Here is a 24,878-nt window from a genome sequence, read left to right on the forward strand (position 1 = left end):
CTTTATACTCATTTACTTTTTAGTATTTTTGAGCTAAACATTATAATGAAAAAATCATATGAAAGATACTGCCTTTGATCTTGAATTAAGTAATATAGACAAGGAAAATTCATTCGATTTTATTAAGTTTTTAAAGCGTTTTCTTTCGTATTGGCCTTTTTTTTTAATATCTGTTTTAATTACATTGTTTGTTGGCTATTTGTATCTGCGTTACGCACCTATTGTCTATGCGTCTGTTACTAAAGTGAAAATTATAGACGATTCTAGCGAAACAGATATTGCCAAGGATCCCCTGTCCATGGTATGGTCGGACTCTAAAATCAATATGGACAATGAGATTGCAGTAATGCAATCTTATCGCTTATTAGGACAGGTTGTTGATTCGCTGGATTTAAATGTAGCCTATTATAATGTAGGTAGCATCAAAACGTCAGAAATATGGGACGCTCCATTTAAAGTATTATATAATACTAAATTCGATAGTATTTCCAAAACTCAATCTTATAATATAAAACTACAAGTTTCAGGATTTAAAATTATTGATGAAAACAATGAGGAATTTGATGTGCCATACTTTGTGGAAGATTCTGTTAAAACAAGGTTGCCATTTGAAATTTCATTAAAAGAAGAAGTAAAAATTAATGAATTTAAAGATAAAAAGTTTTTAATTAAACTTTATCCATTTAAAGAGGCGGTTACTAATTTAATGAAGTCTCTATCAATTCAAGCACTTAATAAGAAAAGTGAGATTTTAGTTATTTATTTGTTTGGGGAAAGCCCGTTAAAATCAGAAACGGTATTGAACAAATTGGTTGAGGTTTTTAATAACGATGGTATTATAGATCGCCAACAGGTGTCCAAAAGAACATTGGAGTTTATTGATGAGCGTTTTGGGTATTTAACCCAAGAACTGGATTCCATTGAAGGGGGCAAGCAAAGTTTTAAGGCACAGAACAACCTATCCTATATTGAGGCCGATGCGGGAAATTCGTTGATCCGCAAATCTGAAACTGAAGAAAGCGTTAACAATTTGGAAACGCAAATATCTTTAGCCAAAGTGCTTAAGGAAACGGTTTTAAGTCAAGGCCAGTATATGCTGTTGCCTGTAAATATAGGGTTGGAAAACGCGAGCCTAAACGCATTGGTAGCCAATTACAATGAAATGGCACTGGAGCGAGAAAAATTAATGGCCAGTGTAGGGGAAAGCCATCCTACTTTGGTCACCATTTCAGGACAATTGGAACGCGCCAAGGTCAATATTATTAAAACGGTGAACGTGTACCAGGCACAATTGCGCACCTCTTTGAGCCGTTTAAATCAAGAAAAGAACAAGGCAAGTTCCATATTTTCAGGATTACCGGAAAAAGAGAAAAGGTTGCGTGCTATAGAACGTCAACAAAGCATCAAGGAAAACTTATTTTTATTACTATTGCAGAAGCGCGAAGAAGCGGCCATAAACTTGGCGGTAACGGCACCTTCAGTAAAAGTGGTGGATTTTGGAATTACGGAGGTAAAACCTCGGTCTCCAAAAAGGATGGTGGTAATGGGTATAGCAGGACTTTTGGGCTTGTTTTTACCTTTTGCTTTTTTATACATGAAGTTTACCTTGAACGATAAGGTTGAATCCAAGTCAGATATCGAAACCGTTTCAAAATCCTTACCTATTTTGGCCGAAATACCACACTTTAAATTAAATAAAATTTTCAAGGATCTAGACGATCGTTCCATTTTAGGGGAATCGTTCAGAATTTTGGCGACCAACATTAATTACATGCTGCCTAGAGGGAAAAAAACGGAAGGTAGTGTAGTGTTCGTGACCTCGGGGAAAGTAAACGAGGGCAAAAGTTTAGTATCCTATAATCTATCGGTTGCCTATGCCAGTATCAACAAAAAAGTATTATTGGTCGGTGCAGACCTAAGAAGTCCACAACAACACAACTATTTTGGCATGGGCTTAAATACCAAAGGCTTAACGGATTATTTACAGGACCCGGATTCTAACTGGCAGGAATACATTTATACGGGAATAGATGGCAGTAAAAATCACCATGTATGTTTAAGTGGCGCCATTCCGCCCAATGCCCCGCAACTATTGTCCAGTGGCGCGTTTGAGGAATTTATGGCAAAAGCAAGAGCCTACTATGACATTATAATCGTGGATACCGCACCAACCTTACCAGTGACGGATACCTTACTGATTGCGGATAATGCCGATGTTACCTTATTCGTGGCTAGAGCTGGGGTTACGGAAAAATCGGTCTTGGAAGAGGCAAATGAACTGAACCGTCGTGATAAATTGAAGAACATGGCCTTTGTCTTGAACGATGCTAAAATCAATGGCAAGAAAACCTATTCCTATGCCTATAAGGAAAAGGAATAAACAAGGTATGTTTAATTGTGATGGTTCCCTATCCACTAATACAACATAAACCCAAATGAACGGTGTAAAAACAATATCGGTTGCGCTTTTTCTTTTCTCTATACTCGGATCGGCGCAGGAAGCACAGCATCCCAATGTATTTTTAATTACCCTAGATGGGGTGCGTTGGCAGGAGGTGTTTACGGGGATGGATACTGCCTTGTTGAATAGTAGTTACACTGAGCACAAGGAAGAACTTACACAACAGTTTGTGGGGAGTACAAATGAAGAAAGTAGGGAAAAGATTATGCCGTTTTTTTGGAACACCATTGCCCAACACGGTCAGCTGTATGGCAATAGAAATAATGGGAGCAAGGTAGAGCTGACCAATACAATGCTGTTTTCCTATCCAGGGTATAATGAGATTTTAACGGGTAGGGCAGATGACGCCCATATTGATAATAACGATAAAAACTATAATACGAACATAACGGTATTGGAGTTGGCAAATAGCCAAGAGAAATATACAGGAAAGGTTGCTGCCTTTGCCAGTTGGGACGTCTTTCCGTTTATCATTAATGACAAAAGAAGTGGGGTGCCCGTAAATGCGGGGTACATGAACGCTAAGGGAGCTTTAAGCGAACGGGAGGAATTCTTAAATGAAATGCAACGCCAAGCCCCGGTTATTTGGGAAAGTGTGCGGTTAGATGTATTTACCCACCATTTTGCCAAGGAGTATGTAAAAAAGAACCATCCCAAACTGGTGTATATAGCATATGGGGAAACCGATGATTTTGCACACGGCGGATTATTTGATATGTACGTGAAGGCCCTACATAACACCGATGCCCTAATCGCGGATTTATGGCAATACGTACAGCAAGATGACTTTTATAAGGACAACACTTATTTTATAATCACCACGGACCACGGCAGGGGAGAAGGTGTACGTGAACATTCAAAATGGACCGACCATGGCAAAGACGTGCAAGGAGCGGAACATACATGGTTAGCCATATTGGGACCTAAGGTAAAACCAGTGGGGGAAACCGATAATGTACAGCTGTACACCAACCAAATTGCACCCACCATTTGTAAACTATTACATGTAAAATGGGACACAAAAAAGATTACCGCAAAGCCGCTACTTCTGGAATAAAAAAGAGTTTAAAATAAACAGCACGAATTTCCAAGTCTGGAACGTGTAGGTCTTCAACACACAAAGCCTTTCAACCTTAATATACAATACTATCCGATGCGATGACCGGTAGCGTATAATTGCCATACTCCACGGCCGTTTTTCCATTGTTCAAATACTCAGTACCTGTTTTATGATGCTCCGGATTGAACAAAACTACTTTTTCCAAAGCCTTACATTCAGTGAGGACGGAAAGATATTCCTCCTTAAAATTGGTGTAGGAAAGGTTGATACTTTTTAAATATTGAAGTGATTTCAATTGTTCCAGCTGGCTCCCGGTTAGTTGGGTATGATCTAATTGTACCCGTGTAAGGTTGGGCAACTTGGCAAGCGCTGTACATATGTCATCGGTTATTTGGGTGCCGCCAAGGTCCAACAGGGCAATTTGAGGTGCTATGGCATTTAAATAAGGAGCATCGGCATTGGTAAACGTGGGCAAGTTAAGTGCCGATACTTTTAGGTAATTCGTTCCCTCACTGATCGGGGCCACGTGCAATCCAAAATTCTTTACATAGTGGATACTGTCCGTAGCGGCAGCGGCTATTTCGGTTGGGGGATAGTCCATCACCTCGGATTTCGGGAAATAAGGTGCAAAAAGCGATTTGGGTAATTTCAGCTCCCCAATGGTCGTAGTGAACGGATGTCCTTTCGCAATCCACGTTTCTACCAATTTAATGGCTTCCTTGCTCGGTTGACGTTTACCATCGGGCGGCATGTGCCGGTCATTGGATTTGGGCAGTTCCATCCGTAGAAAAAGGTCGCTCTTCTCTGGATGATGTGCCGTCAGTACCGGTCCGTTTTCCCCACTGGTAAGGATGCCTTCCTCAGAATGCAATAACAACTCCCCCTTTGCCTTTTTAGGGTTATGGCAGCTTACACAGTTATTGTTGAGAATAGGGGCAATAACATCGGTATAGAACACCGCAGATTCCCAATCCGTTTCCGAAAGTACAATTTCCTTTTCCTCAAAAACAGCATACCCCAAGGCCGCTTTAAGGGTATTGGGCAATGGCTCTACCAAATAGTCCTCCCCGTGGGTAATGTTGCCGCCTTGGTGACCGGTAAAGGATATCAGCACAAAAAGCAATCCCGAGATAACCAAAACGGGAATTTTTTGAAGCATAGCGGCAAATGAAACTGTAGCTAATCTGGCCCACAGTATAAAACAGCACAGGGCGGTAGCAATCCCGGACCATAAATGGATTTTAACGGAATTGAACGAATAGCCTTCGCCCAGATATTGTAGATATCCGGTAATACAGGCCAATACGGCCACATACGCTCCCCAAAGGTAAATGAGGGATATGACCTTGGTAAATTCTTTCTTTTTGCGATCTACAAACTGCAAGAGCAATCCCGCAATGATAAAACCAATGGGCAAATGCACGACAAGGGGGTGCAGTCTTCCTAAAAGTTGTTTTAAAATATCCATGCGTATAAAGGGCTATTCAATGGTTAACCGTTCTTTGATCACCTTCATCATATACAGATTGGCTTTCCACTGGTCCGCCACGGGTACTTGGGTATAGGGCAAAGTAGGCATATAGCCGGCAGGGCCAAATTCTGTCGTTAGGGTAAAGGTATCGTGAGTTTTCCAATGGTGGCGAATAACTTTTTCCCAAATATCCAGATGCCTGTCTATGGCTTTTTTCCATTCCGGTGCTTCGGGGTCGTTGACCTGCGGTCCTTCGGCATGTCCCACCCGTGCATGCAAGTGCCCGGTACGCGGAATAATTTGGGAAAGGGCTTGCTCCTGCCGTTCCAATAACGATTCGTGTACCACCATCCAATGGCTGATATCCAAATTTAAGCGTAAATCGGGAATTCGGTCTAAATAGGTTTGGGTGTCGGGCAGGTTAAAACTAAAGCGACCCCTATGGGTTTCATGATAAATGGGAATGTTATGTTCCTTGGCAATGGCGTTGGCCACCGCTATGAAGGCCTTGTTCTGTTCAAAGGTAAAAAAGTCGCTTCCCGTATGGCAGTTGATATACGCAGGGGACCAGGTCACCAATTTTTTTAAATGTTCGCCATAGGCACGTAAACTTTTAACAAACGGGACGTTCTTGTTGGTACCGTTTAAAAAGGCAACCTGCAGGTCATGACGCTGCAAGGCGACTGTTAATTGTTCCTCATCTTCCTTGGTGCTTGGAAACCAAACTTCAATACCGTCATAACCAGCGGATTTTGTTTTTTCGCAAAACGCATCCCATGACACCGTGCGCCCCCAATCCGTTTGAAAAAACTGTATCGATTTTGTTGACTGTCCCCAAAGGGCGTTGGCGGACAATAAGATTGTAACTAGTAAAAACGTTCGTAATGCTACCATAGGGTTAGTTTTCTTTAGGCCAATATTTCTCTAATGATTTCCCCTTCCACATCGGTCAACCTAAACGGTCTACCTTGAAAATCATAGGTAAACTGTTCGTGGTCAAAGCCCAGTAAATGTAAAATGGTGGCATGCACATCATGTACGGACACCCTGCCATCTACCCCGGCGAACCCAATACTGTCCGTTGTTCCGTGAGAGGCACCTTTTTTAATGCCCCCACCGGCCATCCACATGGTGAAGGCATCACCATGGTGGTCACGTCCTTTAAAGCCCATGGTCTTTCCTTCCCTGTTCTCCTGCATTGGGGTTCTGCCAAACTCTCCTCCCCAGACCACTAGGGTGTCCTCTAGGAGGCCGCGCTGCTTTAAATCTAGCAAAAGGGCGGTCATGGGTCGGTCTATTTCGCGGCATTTATTCTTTAACCCCAAATCCACGGCGGTGCTTGGGTCCGTGCCATGGGCATCCCACCCCCAATCGAACAATTGTACGAAGCGAACGCCGTCCTCTACCAATTTACGCGCCAACAGACAGTTATTGGCAAAGGATTCCTTACCGGGCTCCACGCCATACATTTCCTTGATATGGTCCGGCTCGTTATTGATATTCATGACCTCCGGAACCGCGATCTGCATGCGGTAGGCCATTTCATATTGATTGATGCGGGCCAATATTTCCGGGTCGGCATATTTGGCATATTCCTTTTTATTGATTTCGTTGATGGCCTTGATGGTATTCTTTTTTAGGTCCCTTGAAATACCCTCAGGGTCTTCTATGTAGAGTACAGGGTCTCCTTTAGAGCGACATTGGACCCCTTGGTAAACCGAAGGCAAAAAGCCGCTGCCCCAAACACTTTTTCCGGCACTGGGGGCCTTACCGCCCGAGGTGAGGACTACAAAACCGGGTAGGTTCTGGTTTTCGGAACCAAGACCGTACGTTACCCACGAGCCTATGCTGGGCCTGCCCAAACGCGGACTGCCGGTATGCATGAACAATTGTGCGGGTCCGTGGTTGAACTGATCGGTATGTACCGCTTTTAAAAAGGCCACTTCATCTACTACCTTCTTAAAATGGGGTAGGTTGTCCGATACCCAATTCCCCGTTTCCCCTTCCTGTTTGAACGTGGCTTGCGGTCCCAAAAGTTTGGGCGTACCGCGAATAAAAGCGAATTTTTTGCCTTCAAGAAAGGATTGCGGACAGGCTTGATCGTTCAATTTGGCCAGTTCCGGTTTATAATCGAACATTTCCAATTGGGAGGGTGCCCCGGCCATATGCAGGTAAATGACATTTTTCACCCTTGGGGAAAATGGTGGGGGAAGGGTCGCCAAAGGGTTGAGGTCACGCTCGGTAAACCCGTTCTGTGTGCCTGTCCCTGCTTGTTGGGGCCGTAGCGGGTCGCAACCCATAAAAATGGAGCCTAAGGCCAACCCGCCCATACCCGTGGCACATTGTTTTATAAAATGCCTACGGGTCTTTGCGGCTACCTCCCGTTGTAATTTTTCTGCTATAAGTCGTTCTACATTATTTTTCATGCGCGTACATTTTGATGTAGGGCTTAGGCCTTTGTTAAAAATTCATCCAAATTCATAATGGCATTTGCCACCACGGTCAATGCGGCAAGTTTTGGGTCCGGTTGTTCCTCAAGGCCCATAAAAACCGTGTTTTCACCAGCGGTTAAGGTAAATTCCTCCAATGCCTGGTCATAAAGTGTTTTCAATACCCGTAAGCGTTCCTCTTCTATAGGTGCACGTGTGGCTTTCTCATATGCTTTGGAAATACCGGTTTCCACGTTTTCATGCTGCATAGCTTGAGCAAAAGCAAAAGCCGCCTCAACAAAAACGGGGTCGTTTAGGGTTACCAAGGCCTGTAAAGGGGTATTGGTTACGGTTCTCCTAATGGTACACACCTCCCTACTACCGGCATCAAAAGTGATAAAGGACGGATAGGGGCTGGTACGTTTTAGATAGGTATATACGGCACGCCTATATTTGTCCTCACCCTTACTTTCTACCCATGATTCGTTACTGTAAACGGATTGCCATACGCCATCGGGCTGGGGTGGCATAACCCCGGGGCCGTACATTTTATCGCTCAACAATCCAGATACGGCCAGTGCTTGGTCTCTGATCTGTTCCGCCGTAAGCCGTACCCTGGGTCCCCGGGCATAAAGGGTATTGTGCGGATCCTTTTGATATAAGGCCGGGGTGGCGACAGAACTTTGCCTGTAGGTGCCGGACAATACCATTTCCTTGATCATGGCCTTCATGCCCCAATCATGTTCATGCATAAACCGAAGCGCCAGCCAGTCTAATAACGCTGGGTGACTTGGTGGGTCGCTCTGGGTACCCATGTCCTCTAGGGACGATACGATACCCCTTCCAAAAAGCTGATGCCAAACCCTGTTCACCGTGGTGCGAGCCGTTAGCGGATTTTCGGTGCTTACCAACCATTTGGAAAGACCCAGCCTGTTCCTTGGCCATGCATCGTCAAAAGGATTGAGTATTTTTGGAGTGCCCGGTTCTACGGTATCGGTCAACATTAACCAATTGCCACGATCAAAAACTTGGGTGGTCCTGGCCATCTGTTCCTTGTTCTCGATCATAATTGGCAACGTAGGCGTTTTCAAATTCAATACATTTAAAAACGCATTGCTTATTTTTTCATAACCCGGCTTGTTCTTTCCGGGAAGGTCCTTAATAAAGGCAAGCCACGTAATATGACTGGTAGATACCTGTGGAGCAATGGAGTTGTTGTCCGCCTCAAAATATAGGTCCACCATGTGGTGTATGGGTTTAAATGGTATTTTTTCAATGGTATTGCCCTTGGTATTGCCCACTTTAAAGCGGGATAGGATCGCACCGTTGGCATCCTGCTCCCTAATGGTAATGGTGGTGCCTTCCATAAATCCCCTATAGTACAGGTATACCGAAGAGGCTCCTTGTGTATCTATATTTTTCATAACACAGGAACCATCGTCCCAAAGGGCCAAATATTTGGTGTCGGCGAGTTCGCCGTTCACGAAATCAGTGGCGTTATGGGCCAGGTATTTGGGTTCCATAAAGGTCAGGAAATCGACATAGTTTCGGGCTTCTTCTTGAGAGCCATACGTTTGTACCCATTGTACGATTTCCTCTTTTTGGCGCTCTTGCGCATCAGAATAGAAACGAATTGTGGGACTCTCATCTGGTGTGTCCTCATCTCTGGTATTATTGAAAAACGCCATGGCCTTGTAGTACTCCTCATGTTTAAAGGGGTCATAGGTATGACTGTGGCACTGAACACATTCCATGGTCGTGCTCTGCCAAACAGAAAATGTGGTATTGACCCGGTCCAGAACGGAAGCTACCCTGAACTCTTCATCCTCGGTACCGCCTTCATCATTGTTCATGGTATTTCTGTGAAACGCGGTGGCTATCAACTGATCAACGGAGGGTTCCGGTAATAGATCGCCGGCCAATTGTTCCGTCGTAAACTGATCAAAGGGCATGTCATCGTTTAAGGCTTTGATGACCCAATCCCTGTAGCGCCACATGCTCCTTCCCTTATCTTTTTCATATCCCTTAGTATCCGCATAACGCGCCAAATCTAGCCACCAACTGGCCCATTTCTCCCCAAAACTTTGTTGCGCCAATAGTAGGTCCACCGCTTCTTCATACGTAGTCTTTCCAGATACAAATGCATTGAACAGTGCATCTGACGGAGGTAGGCCCGTAAGGTCAAGGGCCAATCGCCTAATCAATACATGGGGTTCGGCAGGTGGGTTGGGCACTAGGGTGTCATAGCTCATTTTGGCCAGAATAAACCGATCAATATCATTTTGTAGAAAATAGTTTTCACTAAAATTGACCATTGCAGCCTTTTCCGTCAAGGCAGGGACTTCCACTTTTTCCGGTAAGGTATATGCCCAATGTTCACCCCATTCCGCACCTTGTTCCACCCATTGGGTCAGTAGTTCAATTTCCTCCTTGGTCAACGGAGGTTTTTCATAAGGCATGCGCAATTCCGGGTCGTTGGACTTTAATCGTTTTATGAATTCGCTTCCACTGGCATCTCCCGGTATAATGGCAGGTTTTCCAGAGGCTGTGGCCGCAAAAGCATCTTCCCTAAAAAGTAGGCTAAAATCACCGCTCTTTTTTACGCCACCATGGCAAGTAATGCACTTATTGTTTAAAATGGGTTTTATCTGGCTACTAAAATCTATTTTCTTTGAACTGCTATTGCAGGAAAATAGGAGAGGAGCTAGGGCCGTAAAGAGGTATTTAAATAGCTTTTGTCTTGGGCGCATTGCTATTGGGAAAATTATTTAAAATATGGACTTATAATCACTTTTGACTGCGAATTAAATACGCAATCTTAATATTAAGAATTTTAAATTAATTGTAAGTGTGAATTTTACAATTAATTAGATGGGAATGAAATTTTAACAAATGTGTTTGTTTCATGCAAGGCGTTTTTAAAATATATGATACCATATTAGTTTAACGACATTTCATTTTAATTGAACATGTACGAATTTTTGGATTACAATTTCCAATGATTTAAGAATGAATTAGTTACCGTTGGTCGAATTATCTTAAAATTTACAACGTTGTAGTAAAATTTAGTAAAAAAATCATCGACTAATAAAATATTTTACAATACATTGTCAGGTAATTGTAAGTTTTATACTGTTAAATTATAAGAAAGAAAATTGTATGTAATTAAAAAAAAGTGTGTGCTATGAAAATTAAAACGGTTTGTATCATTGATGATGATCCCATTTGTGTGTATGGGACTAAAATTTTATTGAACCATAATAAAGATTTTGGTTCGGATATTATGGTATTTGAAGATGGTTATGAGGCTTTGATAAACCTTACTTCACTCGCAGAAAAAGGGGAAAGCATGCCTGATGTCATTTTTTTGGATTTAAATATGCCCGTTATGAACGGCTGGAAATTTTTGGATGAATTTGAAAAATTATCCTTGGAAGTTAAACCTCAAATTTTTATTGTCAGCTCCTATATAGGTGCCGATGAAATTTTGCGAAGTAAAAAATATAGTACCGTAAAGGACTTTATTTCAAAGCCATTATTGGCCAATACACTGACTAATATTTATAAGAGTTTAAATACGAATACCCCCTTGGCTATTTAAAGCATTTAGCATAGGTGCTCGTAGTAGCGCTGGCGTGAGACACCCATAGGCATAACGAAAAAAACCACCCTGAAGGTGGTTTTTTTCGTTAAAGCTTGGACTAAACAATTCTTATACTATTTTTTCTTTTATTTAACTGTCTAATTTTCAAAAGCTAGCGATATCATAAATTGGAATAGTTATAAGTGTTTCGGCTAGTTTTATGGTTTTTGTAGTAGTTTAGAAAAAATAAACTTTGCATTTAGGCATTTGGTTGGCATTTTAGCTTCCTGGCGAAATTTGCACATCGGTTTAAGTGGCTATTTTAACACCTAGTAAAAAATGAAAAAAATTACAAAAACAGTTGTATTGGTATTTTGTCTTATAGCTGTTACCATTGTATACGCACAAAAAACATTACCTCCAGTAAATTTGCGATGTAATCTCTTGGAACATACCGATCAAGTTTTTGTCAATGGAAAATTATCCCATATTGCATTAACCGATATTAACAATCTTATAGAGCCAGTTCAACTAGCGACCATCAACAGCAAGCAGCCTACCTTTTCTTGGGCTTTACAAATTGACCCTGTTGGTGATATGCAAACTGCTTACCATATTCAAGTGGCCACATCGGTAGCGGCATTACTGAACAATACGGCCAATATGTGGGATAGTCAACAGCAATTGGGTAAAAACGCAATGGTCCAGTACGCCGGACAACCACTAGATGTGCATACCACATATTTTTGGCGGGTACGGGTGTGGACCAACACTACGGATGCATCAGAATGGTCACAGATTAAAGGGTTTAGAACTGGGGCACAATTAAAGGCGTATGATAGTGCGCAATACCCATTGGTAACAACAACACAAACCCCTGTTGCGGAGAAGAAAATAAATGAAAGTTTACACTTCTACGATTTTGGGAAGGCAGCATTTGGTAGGATAGAGGTGACCATAGATTCTAAAAAGAAAAATGATTCGTTGACCGTAGCTTTTGGGGAAGTGTTAAATAATGAGAATAGGTTGGAGGCGGAACCAGGAGGTTCGCGCAGATATCGCTCGGTAACAATACCCCTTAAACAAGGAGTAAATACCTATAACATCAATATAGAAAAGGATTCTAAAAACACAAGGCCGGGAGCCGTGCTGATGCCAACTTATATTGGTGATGTTTATCCATTTAGATATTGTGAGATACAGGGAGGTAGTTCCATAGTACATATAGAAAGAATAATGGCTACCTACGTATTTAATGAGTACAGCTCGCACTTTGAATCATCAAATTCTTTGCTGAACGATATCTGGGAATTTTGTAAGTATTCCATAAAGGCAACCAGTTTTACGGGGGTATATGTAGATGGGGACCGTGAGCGTATACCTTATGAAGCAGATGCGTATATAAATCAGTTAAGTCATTATGGGGTTGACAATGAATATACCATGTCCCGTAAAAGCCAAGAGTACATGTTATTTAATGCCACATGGCCTACCGAATGGATTTTGACATCGGTCCTTATGGCATATCAAGATTATATGTATACGGGCAACAGCGATTTTCTTGAACATTATTATGATGAACTACAAAATAAAAGTTTGACCATGCTTGCCGATAAAGACGGATTGATAAGTACAAGAACCGGTAAATTGACCAAAGAAGTGCACCAGGCCGTTCACTATAATGATGAAAATAAATCATTGCGTGATATCGTAGATTGGCCTCACAAAGGAATTTTAGGCTTGAGTGATGATGATACCGGCGAAACCGACGGATTTGTTTTTACCGATTATAATGCGGTGGTAAATGCCTATTACAATGCATCATTACAGGCAATGGCTCAAATTGCCAAGGTAGTCGGTAATGCTGAGGATAGTGAAAATTACAGCAGTTTGGCCAAGGCACACAAAAAAGCGTTCAACGATAATTTTTTGGATAAGGAAAGAGGTAGGTATAGAGATGGGATTTCTACAGATCATAGCGCCTTACATTCTAATATGTTTGCGTTGGCGTTTGATCTTGTGCCTAGAAATTATGTGGAGAAGGTTACGGCATATACTAAAAGTAGAAAAATGGCCTGTAGTGTGTACGGCTCTCAACATTTGCTGGATGCCGTTTACATAGGGGAAGATGCTGCCTATGGTTTGGAATTGTTAACCTCAAAATCCGATAGAGGTTGGGCACATGCCATTTATGATGTGGGAACGACCATTTCTATGGAAGCATGGGATAATAAATATAAACCCAACCAAGATTGGAACCACGCCTGGGGTGCGGCACCCGCAAATATTATTCCTAGAAGAGTTATGGGAATAGAACCTTTAAAAGCCGGTTTTGAGGAAATAAGAATTAAACCACAAATTGGAAGTTTAGAATGGGCCAGTATAAAACACCCTACCATGAAAGGTACTATAGAGGTGGCTATACGTAACGATGCTGCAGAAGGGTTAGCCATGTCCGTTGTGGTGCCACCCAATACATTATCAGAAATTTGGGTACCGGCAAAAAAGAATAAAAAGGTGTTGCTCATGAACAATAAACGGGTGAAAGCAGCACGTATCAGGAACTTTTTAGTGGTTAAAAACGTGAGGCCAGGTAGCTATGAATTTGTGTTGAAGTAATTCTTTTTGAGTAAAAGGCTTCTTGTGGCCTACCATGTGTTGACGTTCTATGACTGTGGGAGCAATTCCTTATCAAAGATTACTATTATGTTTGGGATGTTTCCCTTAAGATATATGGCGGGCCGGACATCGAAAAAAAATAGACTTATGGAATGAATTTATTTGTCCGTAAGAACGGTAGTTTGTGGCAATTCTTCCTCAGAAACATCGACCTCTCTTACCGTTCTACCTTTTTGAATATAGAGCCTAATATCCTCCAAGGTTAAATACAAACAGGGTACTATGACCAATATAATTGCAGTGGCGAACACAATACCGAACCCTAATGAAATGGCCATGGGTATCAGGTAAAATGCTTGGCTTGATGTTTCTAAAATGATAGGGGCCAAACCTCCAAAAGTGGTCATGGTAGTTAAAATTATAGGTCTAAATCGTCGTAAGCCCGCCTCATGAATGGAATAATAAATAGGGTGACCTTCTTTTCGCCTTTTGTTGGCAAAATCTATCATAATCAGCGAGTCGTTGACCACGACGCCAGATAAGGCAATGACACCCATAAGACTTACAAGGGAGAGGTCATAACCTAAAAGTATATGGCCAATTACGGCTCCTACGATCCCAAAGGGGATTGCCGTCATTACAATTAATGGTTGAATATAACTACTAAAGGCAATGGCCAATAGAGCATATATTAATAACATGGCTATGGAGAACCCTGCTTTTAAGGTATTGGTACTTTCACGCATATCGGCCTGACTCCCTTCAAAACTCCAGGTAATACCGGGAAAATCCGCTCGTAGTTGAGGTAGGGTTTCTTCTTGTACGGTAGCAATTACACGGCCTACGGCATTGGCAGGTTCTACATCCATACCAACATTGACCACTCTTCTGCCGTCTCTACGGTTAATACTACTAAACGCTTCCCTTTGTTCTATTTCTACCACGTCCATAAGGGGTACCTCAATACCATCTTGTGTTCGAATTAAAAACTTCTCTAAATTTTTGATGTCCTTGCGTTCTTCCAAGGGTAGTTTTACACGGACTTCTATTTCATTCATTCCGCGCAATTGACGCATGGCCAATGCACCAAAGAAACCATCACGTACTTGTCTACCTACTTCATCGGATGTTAGGCCAAGGTTACGTCCTTGGGGCAGCAGTTTAAAATCATACTGCATTTTTCCCTTATTGTAGTTATCCGTAACATCACGGGTATTGGAAAAAGCGTCCATACGTTCTACAAATGCCGCACTGGCACGTTCCAGAACATTAATGTCCGAGTGGCTTAGGTCCACACTAATATCCTGTCTTGCACCACCGGGACCTCTTTCCGCCTCAAAAGTAATTTGGTCCACCCCTTCAATATCCCCAATATTATCGCGCCATAGGGCAATTACTTCGGCCGCCGTAATATCCCGCTGATCCGGTGGCAGCATTACAATTTCAACATCTATAAAATTTTGGCCACGGACATTGGTTTTTATACCTTCTGCCACTTCGTAAAGGTTATGCTCATTGAACATACGTTGGGTAGATTCTGATATGGCGTGCGCTACTTTTGCCGCTTGGTCCGGGGTAGTTCCTACGGGTAATCTAACCCCTGCTTCAATTTCATCTGCAGCAACCTCGGGCATCATGATCATTCCCATATGTCCACTATATCCATAGCCACCCACTATAAGTAACAAAGCTACGGCCGCACTAAGTGTAATGTATCGGTATTTAAGACAGAGATCAAGGAAAGGACGGTACTTCTTTTCTACAAAGGAATCAAAACTAGTGGCAAAAGCACGTTGCCAGCTTTCTAATTTTAGGACCCATTTATTTTTGTTTTTAGGCGATTTTTTCTTTAAATGGGCCAGGTGCGATGGCAGTATCAAAAGAGCTTCCAGCAATGAAACCGCTAATATTACAATTACCACAGCGGGTAACGGTTGCCAGAATTTACCCGTTTCGCCAGGCATAAAGAGTAGGGGTACAAAGGCAATAATAGTAGTAACAATACTGAAAATAACTGGGAGGGAAACATCTTTAGTACCTTCAATTGCCGCGCGCATAGGACTTAACCCTTTTTGGCGGTATTCATAAATATTTTCTCCTACTACTATAGCGTCATCTACCACAATGCCTAGGACCACCAAAAACCCGAACATGGAAATCATGTTAACGCTTATACCAATTAGGGGCAGTAAAATCATTCCGCCAATAAACGAAACGGTCATACCCATCATGACCCAAAAGGCCAAACGGTATTCTAAAAAAAGGGTAAGGATGATCAAGACAATGACAATGGCCAAAATTCCATTTTCCGTTAATAAGGAAAGTCGCTCCCTATAATCCGCTGCCCGGTTACTGTCTGTTCTATAGTTAATACCTGGAGGAAGTTGAAAATCTTTTAGGATGTCATTGGTAACATCGGCAATTTCTAAAGGCGATTGGTTCCCTATTCTAAATATGCGGAGTTCAACATAGTTTTCTTGATTGAATTGTCCGTGAAAACCGGTTTCTACAAAACCATCCGTAATGGTCGCAATATCGTTGAGCGTTACTTTTGCTCCGTCTTCGGATGACACTATGGTAATATTCCCGTATTCCTTGGCCCATTGTTTTCTTTCCTGCATTCGCAGTAAGATTTCTCCACTTTGTGTCTGTACAGCTCCGGCAGGTACATCATTACTGCTTCGTTGGATGATATCGGCCACTTGGCCTAGGGTCAAATTATATTTTTGAAGCGTTCTGCTGGAAATTTCTATGCGGGTTTCATAATCCGGCACATTGCCTAATTCTACCTGGGTGATAGAGGGATTGCTAAGAAGTATCGTCCGTAGACGTTCTGCCAATTGGCGCAAGGTCCAAATATCTGCAGCGCCGTATAGTCCAATTTGAAGCACATCGCGTTGGCGTGATTGTAATTGCACCTCGGGCCGTTCAATATCATCCGGGAAAGTGCGTATTCTGTTAATGGCCTGGTCAATATCCTGAAATGCCTTCATGCGCTCTGACCCGGCCACGAGTTCTATGGTTACCTGACCGGACCCTTCGTTTGCTTCGGAAACAATTTCCTTAATTCCCTGAACACCCCGTACCGCTTCCTCAACCGGTTGCAGAACACCTTGCTCCACTTCTGCCGGTGATGCTCCTGGATAGGCTACGGATACCTCTACAAAATCTAATTGAAATTCTGGAAATACTTCTTTTTGAATGGTGTACATAGTAAAAAGTCCGCCAATCAATAACAATAACATCAACAGGTTGGTGGCAATGGAATTTTTTGCCATATAAGCGATGATGCCTTCTTTCCTAATTGTTTTCTCGTCTTTTTGCTCTTCCATGCCAGCCATATTTATTTTATTCCCCTTCTTCGGATTTGGTACGTAGCCCAATTCCGTTGCTAACCGTACTTAAGTCCGTAATTACCACTTGGTCCCCATCTTCCAGTCCATTTTTAACGTAGGCAAAAGAATCATCGGTTAATAAAATGTCAACGTTTCTAATTTCCAATTTCCCCTCTTTCATGACCCAAACCGTTTCATTGCTGCGTATATAATCCCTACTTAATTTTACCACATTGGCAATTGGTTCCGCTTGTATATGGACTTCTACAAAAGTGCCGATCATAAGTTTGGGCAAGCCCTCATTAGTAGATGATATGGCTAAGGGGTCTTCAACCTTTATTAATACACGGGCCAATCTGGTCTGCCCGTCCAATGCGCCTATCTGCCGATCTAGATAGCCTTCCCTGTAAGCGTCTCCTGACCAAGCCGATGAATTTTCTATGCGTACGGGTGCCCCTTTTTTAATTTCATTGGATGGGAACCTTAACCATTGTAATTTGGAGACGGGCACAGTAGCAACTACCCAATATGCATTGATACCCACTATACGCCCCAGAACATCCCCTTGTGCCACCAAAGAACCTTTGGTTACATTCTGACTTAAGATATGGGCATCAAAAGGTGCTCTTATGGTGGTGCGTTCCAAATTGAGCCTAGCTTGGTCCACGGCGGCTTTTGAAGCTCCAATAGTTGCATTTACCGCGTTCAGTTGTGGTTTTCTTAACACTAATTGCCGCTCTTCCTCAGAAAGGGGGTCGTTGCCAAATAGGGAATCGTCCACAATTAACTTTAAATCTTGTTGGGCAATTTGCTGACGGCCCATTTCGGTGTCCAATGTGGTTTGCGATTGTAACAGTTCACTTTCCCTAAGGGCCAAGGTATTGCGATAATCCGCCGGGTCTATTTGTAACAATACCTGATTTTTCTTGACAAATCCGCCCGGGGTAAAAGCAGCATCACGACGAATGATCTGCCCAGATACCAAGGGACTCAAATTTACATCTTCCAAGGGTTGTACGGTCCCGGTTGCTACGATAACCGGTTCAAAGGTTCCTTTATTTACGGGCATTACATCTACCAACATAGCCGTTTCTAGACTGGCACCCTCCATTTGCGCTTCTGGTTCTGTGGAAAATATGAGGGTGGTAATAAGAATGCCACCACCAATTATCGCCAAACAAATCCAAAGTATTTTTTTACTGCTCATCGTCCTTTTTAATTTTCTATGTTCCTATCCGTTTCAAAACTGCCTGCCAAAGCTCTGTACAATCCTATTCTTGCTTGTATTTGCCGTAATTGTGCGGCAACATAATCGCGTCGTAATTGTTGTTCTTGGTCGAGGCCTATCAATACATCCAAGTATGGACTAAATCCGTTCAAAAATTCCACACGCAACTGGTTGTTACTTTTTTCGGCAAGTTCCAATTGTCTTGCTATATTTTCTGTCCGTTGTTTTTGCATTTGGTTTTGTACCAGGCCGTCCTCTACCTCCTGGAAGGCTACCAGAGTGGTTTGGCCAAATTCGTATAACCGTTGTTCCTTAATGGCGCTTCTACGTTTGGCCTCCGCTTTTAACGCGCCACCGTTGATCAAGGGTGCAAAAAGATTGCCTGCAATGGAATATGCCCAATTATCGAACAAAGTCTGAAAATTATTAGCCCGTAATTGCCCCCTTGCATTAAGGGATAAACGGGGGTACCTATTTTTAACGGCCGATGCCATATCACGGTCGGCAGCAAGAAGATTGGCATAGGATCGCTGTAGATCGGGCCTTCTTCTAACAAGTTCTAACGGTAGACCGGAAGACGGTAATTCTGGTAGATTAGGTAAGTTGGCGTTTTGCAGCTCCAAATTCTCCTGTGGTTGGCGACCTAATAAAACGGCCAACTGGTTTTCTAAAAGTTGTACGTTGGTAGAAAATATGATTTTTTGTTCCTTGGTGCTTTCCAGTAGTTGTACTTGGCGTAATATATCCACGGCCCTTACTTGTCCGCCCACAAAACGGGAACGAATCAATTTAATGATATCTTCATTCGTGGCGATTTGGTTTTCCGTGATTTCTAATTGTTTCCTTGCCGCTACCAGTTGGTACCAAGTAGAGGCAATTTCTGCAGAGAGCGTTATGGCAGCTGTTCGATAATCAAAAAGACTGGCTTCGGCTCTATATTTTTCCGCTTGTACAGCAGAGCGTATACGCCCCCATAAATCTATTTCATAAGCTGCAGTAATTCCCAACTGGGTATTTTCACCTCCTGTAAAATCATTGATAGGAAAATTTTCTGCGGTCTGAGCAGAAGCGTTTATTTGTGGCCATTTGTCCGATGTCGTTCGTGAAACCGTGGCTTTAGCAGCCAGAAACTGCTGCCAAGTGGCTTCAAGGTCATAGTTGGATCGTAGCGCGCTGTCAATTAATGTGTTAAGCGTGTTGTCGTTAAAGGTGGTCCACCATTTGTCTTCCAATGCGTTATTTCCAGTATTGGAGAACGCTGTAATATCAGCTATAGGAAGGGTTACGTTGTTCATTTTTGGGGAACAACCAAAAATGGTAACGATCAAGATGGAGACGAGAACAGATTTCTTCTTTTTGTAGCGCTGCAATTTTATAGATTTTTTAACCTAAAACCGGATAATTGTTTATCTAAATTTTAGAATTAATAAACAAAACGCTTGAAATTATATTTTTTTATTCTTTATAACCCTTAAGGAAATTATAAATGTTTTAAGATCTTGTTAACGTGTTCCCGTATTTTAGGAATTAACTGTCATTGTAGTTGAGATACTTACGAAAAACTTAAAGAGATATAAAGAGATATAACGAAAAAAACCACCCAAAAGGTGGTTTTATTTTGTGGAGCCGGAGACTACCTTGCGTTCATAAAAGGTCTTGTTGACCTTTTTAGCATGGTGTGAGCATTAGCGCTGGCTTTTGACTTACGCAGGCCTAGCCTTGAAATTTGCAAGCACAATCATATAAACCCAAATTTACTCGTTGTTATGAAGAATCTATTGTCTAAAATAGTGGAAGGGGAGTCTTCGTTAGTTTTATAGCAGTTATCGCATATTAATATCCCTATTATTTTATAATCCACAGGAATTAACAATCGCACAGCATTACCTAAGACAACAAAGTCTTCACAAGCCTCATTTAATGAAATTTTAATGAGATATAAAATTACACTTATAATTTGACAGATTTCACATACGATAATTGGTGTTTCACAACAAACGTAAGAAAAATAGTACTTTTTAAAACGTTTAAAAGTTATCCTAATCAACATTAAAAACCCTCAAACTATTATTTTATGAAAACAAGTGAAATGGTTCTAAACAAATCTATCTTAATCTTATTTATTTTCTATTCATGCATTACTACCATGAAAGCTCAGGATTATAATAAAAATGGGGATTTAGACCAATTACCCAATGAAATTATCACTCAAAGTTTAAGTAATCCCAATCTATGGAAGGAATCCAATTTAAGTTTCAATACCACTTCTACTTTATATGTATTAAATCATGGAGTAGATTTAGATATTCCTACAAATACGATTGTAAGTGGAAAGCCTGTAGTACTTATAAATAAAGGTGATATCTATGCCCTAGAAAATCCTCCATATTTCCTATTTCACACGTTAAAAATAGATGACTCAAAAGCTTTTGTTCGCCTCTATTTATCTTTTGATATTAATGGAAAAAGAAAAACCAATAATACAGAAATATACTTTCTAAAAACCCAAAATGGCTGGGAAATAACCAACAACCAACTTTAATCTACAAAATACCTTTAAATATGAAATTTAGTACCTTAAAACTAGTGTTGGTCATATTGTTTTTGACCAATATCTATACTGTTCACTCACAAACCAATCGGGTGTTGAACAACAACCGATTACGAATTGGCAGTGGAGCAGAAAACTCCATAAACAATGCAGGAAATATGCAGCAACCATTTTATTATAATGGTTCTACTTATAGACAACTAACGTATAGTAATTACCCATTAGACATTAGATGGGGTGTAGGTGGTGACGGGTCCGCTAGCTGGAATATTAACGGAAATTTTAATGAAAACCCTGTTTTAACCAATCAAGTATACGATTATTCAGGTTTTACCATTACCAATAATACCACAGGTGAAGGTTATGGCCAAATAAAAACCACAGGCGAAATAACGGTCAATGGACAGTTGTTCAGAGTTGAGAACATTTTTGAACTGTTACAGCCCGAAGGGTACATTGCAATAAAAGTAAAAATTACCAATATTAGTGCTTCCCCTGCAACGAACGTTCGTTTATGGGTTGGTACACGAGATGATTATGTAGGTGGATCTGATGGTCCAACCAAAGAAAGAGGTAATTTGGTGGATGAAGAATTTGTCCAAATAGCAAATCAAGCAGACCAGGCGAAGGCAATTAAAATATCGACCGCGCAAGAAGCAATTCTATTTTTTAGTAATTCGGACAGAGCGTATTCTACAATTAATAGTTGTTGTTCATTTACAAATGCAACCAACCAAAACCCATCAACAAATGCTATAACGCAAACAGGGGATGGGTCTTATGCCCTTTATGTTCGATTTAATGATTTAGCCGTAAACGAAAGCGATGAGCTTATTTGGTATTATGGTGCTGGTACATTACCGGAAATTGATGAAATTATTAGTAGAGTTGCAAGTGCAGCTATAGGTGCATTTGACAATATCACTTACAATTCTGCCGATTATGCCGCAACAACGGTATCAGACGGCACAGGATATTATGTTTTGGTACCTAGTGGCTCAACACCACCTACCGAGGCTCAAATAGAAGCAGGGGTTGATTATAATGGTGTGTCAGTTGTTTTAGCTGATAATGCTGCAATGCTTGCCAACCAAGAACATGTATTTAATTTAACAGGTTTGTCAGCGTTAACAACGTATGACTTTTATTTTGTTTCAAAATATTTTGATGGCGTTTCTGATGTTTATACAGAAATAATTGATGAAGAATTAAATACGAAAGAAGCTCCGCCAACATTAACACAAATAAACCCTTCTACAGCGGCATATGGCGAGACAATAACGCTAACAGGTACAAATTTCTTAACAACCAATGAGGTTTTAATTGGAGGTTTAAATGCGACTTATACAGTAATTGATGCCCAAACTATTGAAGCTATAGTGCCAAATAATGTACAAGATTTTACCATTACCATAACCAACGAAAGTGGTACGGCATCAAATAATTCTGATGGGGAAGGTAATAATGATGCAGCTTGTACTTCAGATTGGACTTCTGCATGGCAGCAACTTACCACACCGGTTGCAGGGACATTAAAAACGGTTACATTAAAATTAGAAAACACACATGTAACGAATTCATATGATTTATTTTTAGAAGTATATGATGTTGATAATGCACCTGGTTCGGCAGATACCAGTATAAAATTTAGTAATTCAATTGAGACCTCACAGGTAGCAACCATAGCAAATAATACAACTTCATCTGAAGTAACCTTTACTTTTGATAGTGATGTCAATTTATTGGAAAACACAGATTATTATATTGTACTTGTTGGTTCTGGTACAAACCCTCCAATGACAGGAGATCAGGAAATTTCAATTGATTGTGCCGGTGGTACTGACGGTGGTTCGGCGGGTAGTTTTGGCACCTTATACCATAGTTTTACAATGGGGCCAGAATTTGTTATTAGCAATCCGCCTACAGCTATAAATAGTACTCCATCAAGTATTGAAGAAAATAATGTTATTAATGATATTGTAGGTAGTTTAACAGCTACAGATGCTGATGTTAGTGATTCACATACTTTTCAATTAATTGCAGGAGCTGGCGACACCGATAATGATAGTTTTAGTATTTCTGGAACTAACTTATTGGCGAGTGAAATATTTGATTTTGAGACTAAATCATCTTACAGCATCCGCATATTAACAACGGACGAGGATGAGAACACCTACGAAGGAAATTTAACAATTACCATAACCGATGAAGTAGATGAAGATGCCGATAGTGACGGTATTAAGGATTCTGTTGATAACTGTCCAGTAATCGCAAATGCAGACCAATTGGATACTGATACAGATGGAGAGGGAGATGTTTGTGATACAGATGATGACAATGATGGTACCCTCGATACTGAGGACGCCTTCCCGTTAGATGATTCAGAAGATACGGATACCGACGGTGACGGAACAGGCGACAACGCCGATACCGATGATGACAATGATGGAACCCCCGATACGGAGGATGCCTTCCCGTTAGATGATTCAGAAGATACGGACACCGACGGTGATGGAACAGGCGACAATACCGATACCGATGACGACAACGACGGAACTCCCGATACTGAGGACGCCTTCCCGTTAGATGATTCAGAAGATACGGATACCGATGGTGACGGAACAGGCGACAACGCCGATACCGATGATGATAATGATGGAACTCCCGATACTGAGGACGCCTTCCCGTTAGATGATTCAGAAGATACGGATACCGACGGTGATGGAACTGGGGACAACGCCGATACCGATGACGACAATGACGGAACCCCCGATACGGAGGATGCTTTCCCATTGGACGATTCAGAAGATACGGATACCGATGGCGACGGCACGGGCGACAACGCCGATACCGATGATGATAATGATGGAACCTCCGATACGGAGGATGCCTTCCCGTTAGATGATTCAGAAGATACGGACACCGACGGTGATGGAACTGGGGACAACGCCGATACCGATGACGACAATGACGGAACCCCCGATACGGAGGATGCTTTCCCATTGGACGATTCAGAAGATACGGATACCGATGGCGACGGCACGGGCGACAACGCCGATACCGATGATGATAATGATGGAACCTCCGATACGGAGGATGCCTTCCCGTTAGATGATTCAGAAGATACGGACACCGACGGTGATGGAACTGGGGACAACGCCGATACCGATGACGACAATGACGGAACTCCCGATATGGAGGACGCCTTTCCATTGGACGATTCCGAGGACACCGATACCGATGGTGATGGAACTGGGGACAATGCCGATACCGATGATGACAATGATGGAACCTCCGATACGGAGGATGCCTTCCCGTTAGATGATTCAGAAGATACGGATACCGATGGTGATGGAACTGGGGACAACGCCGATACCGATGATGATAATGATGGAACCCCCGATATGGAGGACGCCTTCCCATTGGACGATTCCGAGGATACGGATACTGATGGTGATGGAACGGGCGACAATGCCGATGATTTGCCCAATGATCCTAATGAAATTATGGATACCGATGGTGATGGCACAGGAGATTATACGGATGCCTTCCCTAATGACCCAAATGAAGACACTGATTCCGATGGGGATAATGTTGGGGATAATGCAGACGTTTTCCCTAATGATCCTAGTGAAACAATCGATACCGATTACGACGGAATTGGTAATAATGCGGATACTGATGATGATAATGATGGATATTCAGATGAGGTTGAGGCAGCAGAGGGTACTGATGCTGTTAACTTAAATGATTTTCCTAATGATAACGATAATGATGGCATTCCAGATAGTACAGACTTAGACGATGATAATGACGGGGTAAATGATGTTGATGATAGTTTCCCAACATTAGAAGAACCTACTTTAATACCAGCTCAGGCTTTTACGCCAAATGGCGATGGTATTAACGATACATGGGTTGTTCCAGGGATAAATAATTATCCAAATAATTTGGTGAGAGTATATAATCGCTGGGGACATGAAGTATTTATTGCAAGTAAATATCAGAATAATTGGGACGGTAAACATAAATCAAATTCCGATATGTTACCACCAGGTTCTTATCTATATACTATAGATCTAGGGAATGGTACACCTCCATTAAAAGGCTGGATATTTATCAATTATTAATCATAATAAAG

Annotated in this window: 13 protein-coding genes; 6 read left to right on the forward strand and 7 right to left on the reverse strand. The window is 41.7% G+C overall.

The window, feature by feature from the left end; translation table 11 throughout:
• Positions 1 to 58 precede the first annotated feature (58 nt).
• Positions 59 to 2,380 carry a GumC family protein gene (locus JM81_RS15810; protein ID WP_144804827.1) on the forward strand — a complete coding sequence of 774 codons (2,322 nt, stop codon included), beginning with the start codon at positions 59 to 61 and terminating at the stop codon, positions 2,378 to 2,380.
• Positions 2,381 to 2,435: 55 nt separating this feature from the next.
• A complete protein-coding gene (locus JM81_RS15815; protein ID WP_144804829.1) occupies positions 2,436 to 3,518 on the forward strand; it encodes a phosphoglyceromutase in 1,083 nt (360 codons plus the stop codon).
• A gap of 76 nt (positions 3,519 to 3,594) precedes the next feature.
• Here JM81_RS15815 and JM81_RS15820 read toward each other — a convergent pair whose 3' ends face one another.
• The 4 genes from JM81_RS15820 to JM81_RS15835 are packed head-to-tail and all read right to left on the reverse strand — an operon-like array spanning position 3,595 to position 10,171.
• Positions 3,595 to 4,989: a c-type cytochrome domain-containing protein gene (locus tag JM81_RS15820; protein WP_144804831.1), complete on the reverse strand. Its 1,395-nt coding sequence runs from the start codon at positions 4,987 to 4,989 to the stop codon at positions 3,595 to 3,597.
• Between the two features lie 12 nt (positions 4,990 to 5,001).
• On the reverse strand, positions 5,002 to 5,886 hold the full coding sequence (locus JM81_RS15825; RefSeq protein ID WP_144804833.1) for a sugar phosphate isomerase/epimerase family protein: 885 nt from the start codon (positions 5,884 to 5,886) through the stop codon (positions 5,002 to 5,004).
• Positions 5,887 to 5,900: 14 nt separating this feature from the next.
• Positions 5,901 to 7,418, reverse strand: a complete 1,518-nt coding sequence (locus tag JM81_RS15830; protein ID WP_144804835.1) for a DUF1501 domain-containing protein — start codon at positions 7,416 to 7,418, stop codon at positions 5,901 to 5,903.
• A gap of 23 nt (positions 7,419 to 7,441) precedes the next feature.
• Positions 7,442 to 10,171 (reverse strand): PSD1 and planctomycete cytochrome C domain-containing protein, encoded by a 2,730-nt coding sequence (locus tag JM81_RS15835; protein ID WP_144804837.1) that lies wholly within the window; start codon positions 10,169 to 10,171, stop codon positions 7,442 to 7,444.
• 434 nt (positions 10,172 to 10,605) lie between these two features.
• Here JM81_RS15835 and JM81_RS15840 point away from each other — a divergent pair, with 434 nt between their 5' ends.
• Both JM81_RS15840 and JM81_RS15845 read left to right on the forward strand, forming a co-directional pair.
• Entirely contained in the window at positions 10,606 to 11,022 is a 417-nt protein-coding gene (locus JM81_RS15840; protein WP_144804839.1) for a two-component system response regulator, read from the forward strand.
• A 321-nt stretch (positions 11,023 to 11,343) separates the two neighbouring features.
• Positions 11,344 to 13,623 carry an alpha-L-rhamnosidase C-terminal domain-containing protein gene (locus JM81_RS15845; protein ID WP_144804840.1) on the forward strand — a complete coding sequence of 760 codons (2,280 nt, stop codon included), beginning with the start codon at positions 11,344 to 11,346 and terminating at the stop codon, positions 13,621 to 13,623.
• A gap of 158 nt (positions 13,624 to 13,781) precedes the next feature.
• Here JM81_RS15845 and JM81_RS15850 read toward each other — a convergent pair whose 3' ends face one another.
• From JM81_RS15850 to JM81_RS15860, 3 genes are read right to left on the reverse strand one after another with little or no spacing between them, the layout of a single operon-like run.
• Positions 13,782 to 16,955: an efflux RND transporter permease subunit gene (locus JM81_RS15850; protein ID WP_144804842.1), complete on the reverse strand. Its 3,174-nt coding sequence runs from the start codon at positions 16,953 to 16,955 to the stop codon at positions 13,782 to 13,784.
• 16 nt (positions 16,956 to 16,971) lie between these two features.
• On the reverse strand, positions 16,972 to 18,165 hold the full coding sequence (locus JM81_RS15855; RefSeq protein WP_144804844.1) for an efflux RND transporter periplasmic adaptor subunit: 1,194 nt from the start codon (positions 18,163 to 18,165) through the stop codon (positions 16,972 to 16,974).
• An 8-nt stretch (positions 18,166 to 18,173) separates the two neighbouring features.
• Entirely contained in the window at positions 18,174 to 19,556 is a 1,383-nt protein-coding gene (locus JM81_RS15860) for an efflux transporter outer membrane subunit (protein WP_261375095.1), read from the reverse strand.
• Positions 19,557 to 20,260: 704 nt separating this feature from the next.
• Between JM81_RS15860 and JM81_RS15865 the strand changes: the two genes are divergently transcribed.
• Positions 20,261 to 20,728, forward strand: coding sequence for a hypothetical protein (locus tag JM81_RS15865; RefSeq protein ID WP_144804846.1), 468 nt, complete (start codon positions 20,261 to 20,263; stop codon positions 20,726 to 20,728).
• A gap of 20 nt (positions 20,729 to 20,748) precedes the next feature.
• The gene (locus JM81_RS15870; protein ID WP_144804849.1) at positions 20,749 to 24,867 is read left to right on the forward strand and encodes a thrombospondin type 3 repeat-containing protein; all 4,119 of its coding nucleotides are present in this window, start codon (positions 20,749 to 20,751) and stop codon (positions 24,865 to 24,867) included.
• Positions 24,868 to 24,878: the final 11 nt, after the last annotated feature.

Source organism: Maribacter sp. MAR_2009_72, from assembly GCF_007827235.1.
GTDB lineage: Bacteria > Bacteroidota > Bacteroidia > Flavobacteriales > Flavobacteriaceae > Maribacter > Maribacter sedimenticola.

Bases quoted from the DNA above. Each gene is read 5' to 3' on its own strand.
- JM81_RS15835 (WP_144804837.1), bottom strand. From the start codon at position 10,171: ATGCGCCCAAGACAAAAGCTATTTAAATACCTCTTTACGGCCCTAGCT.
- JM81_RS15810 (WP_144804827.1), top strand. From the start codon at position 59: ATGAAAGATACTGCCTTTGATCTTGAATTAAGTAATATAGACAAGGAA.
- JM81_RS15815 (WP_144804829.1), top strand. From the start codon at position 2,436: ATGAACGGTGTAAAAACAATATCGGTTGCGCTTTTTCTTTTCTCTATA.
- JM81_RS15865 (WP_144804846.1), top strand. From the start codon at position 20,261: ATGAAAACAAGTGAAATGGTTCTAAACAAATCTATCTTAATCTTATTT.
- JM81_RS15850 (WP_144804842.1), bottom strand. From the start codon at position 16,955: ATGGAAGAGCAAAAAGACGAGAAAACAATTAGGAAAGAAGGCATCATC.
- JM81_RS15840 (WP_144804839.1), top strand. From the start codon at position 10,606: ATGAAAATTAAAACGGTTTGTATCATTGATGATGATCCCATTTGTGTG.
- JM81_RS15870 (WP_144804849.1), top strand. From the start codon at position 20,749: ATGAAATTTAGTACCTTAAAACTAGTGTTGGTCATATTGTTTTTGACC.
- JM81_RS15825 (WP_144804833.1), bottom strand. From the start codon at position 5,886: ATGGTAGCATTACGAACGTTTTTACTAGTTACAATCTTATTGTCCGCC.
- JM81_RS15845 (WP_144804840.1), top strand. From the start codon at position 11,344: ATGAAAAAAATTACAAAAACAGTTGTATTGGTATTTTGTCTTATAGCT.
- JM81_RS15830 (WP_144804835.1), bottom strand. From the start codon at position 7,418: ATGAAAAATAATGTAGAACGACTTATAGCAGAAAAATTACAACGGGAG.
- JM81_RS15855 (WP_144804844.1), bottom strand. From the start codon at position 18,165: ATGAGCAGTAAAAAAATACTTTGGATTTGTTTGGCGATAATTGGTGGT.
- JM81_RS15820 (WP_144804831.1), bottom strand. From the start codon at position 4,989: ATGGATATTTTAAAACAACTTTTAGGAAGACTGCACCCCCTTGTCGTG.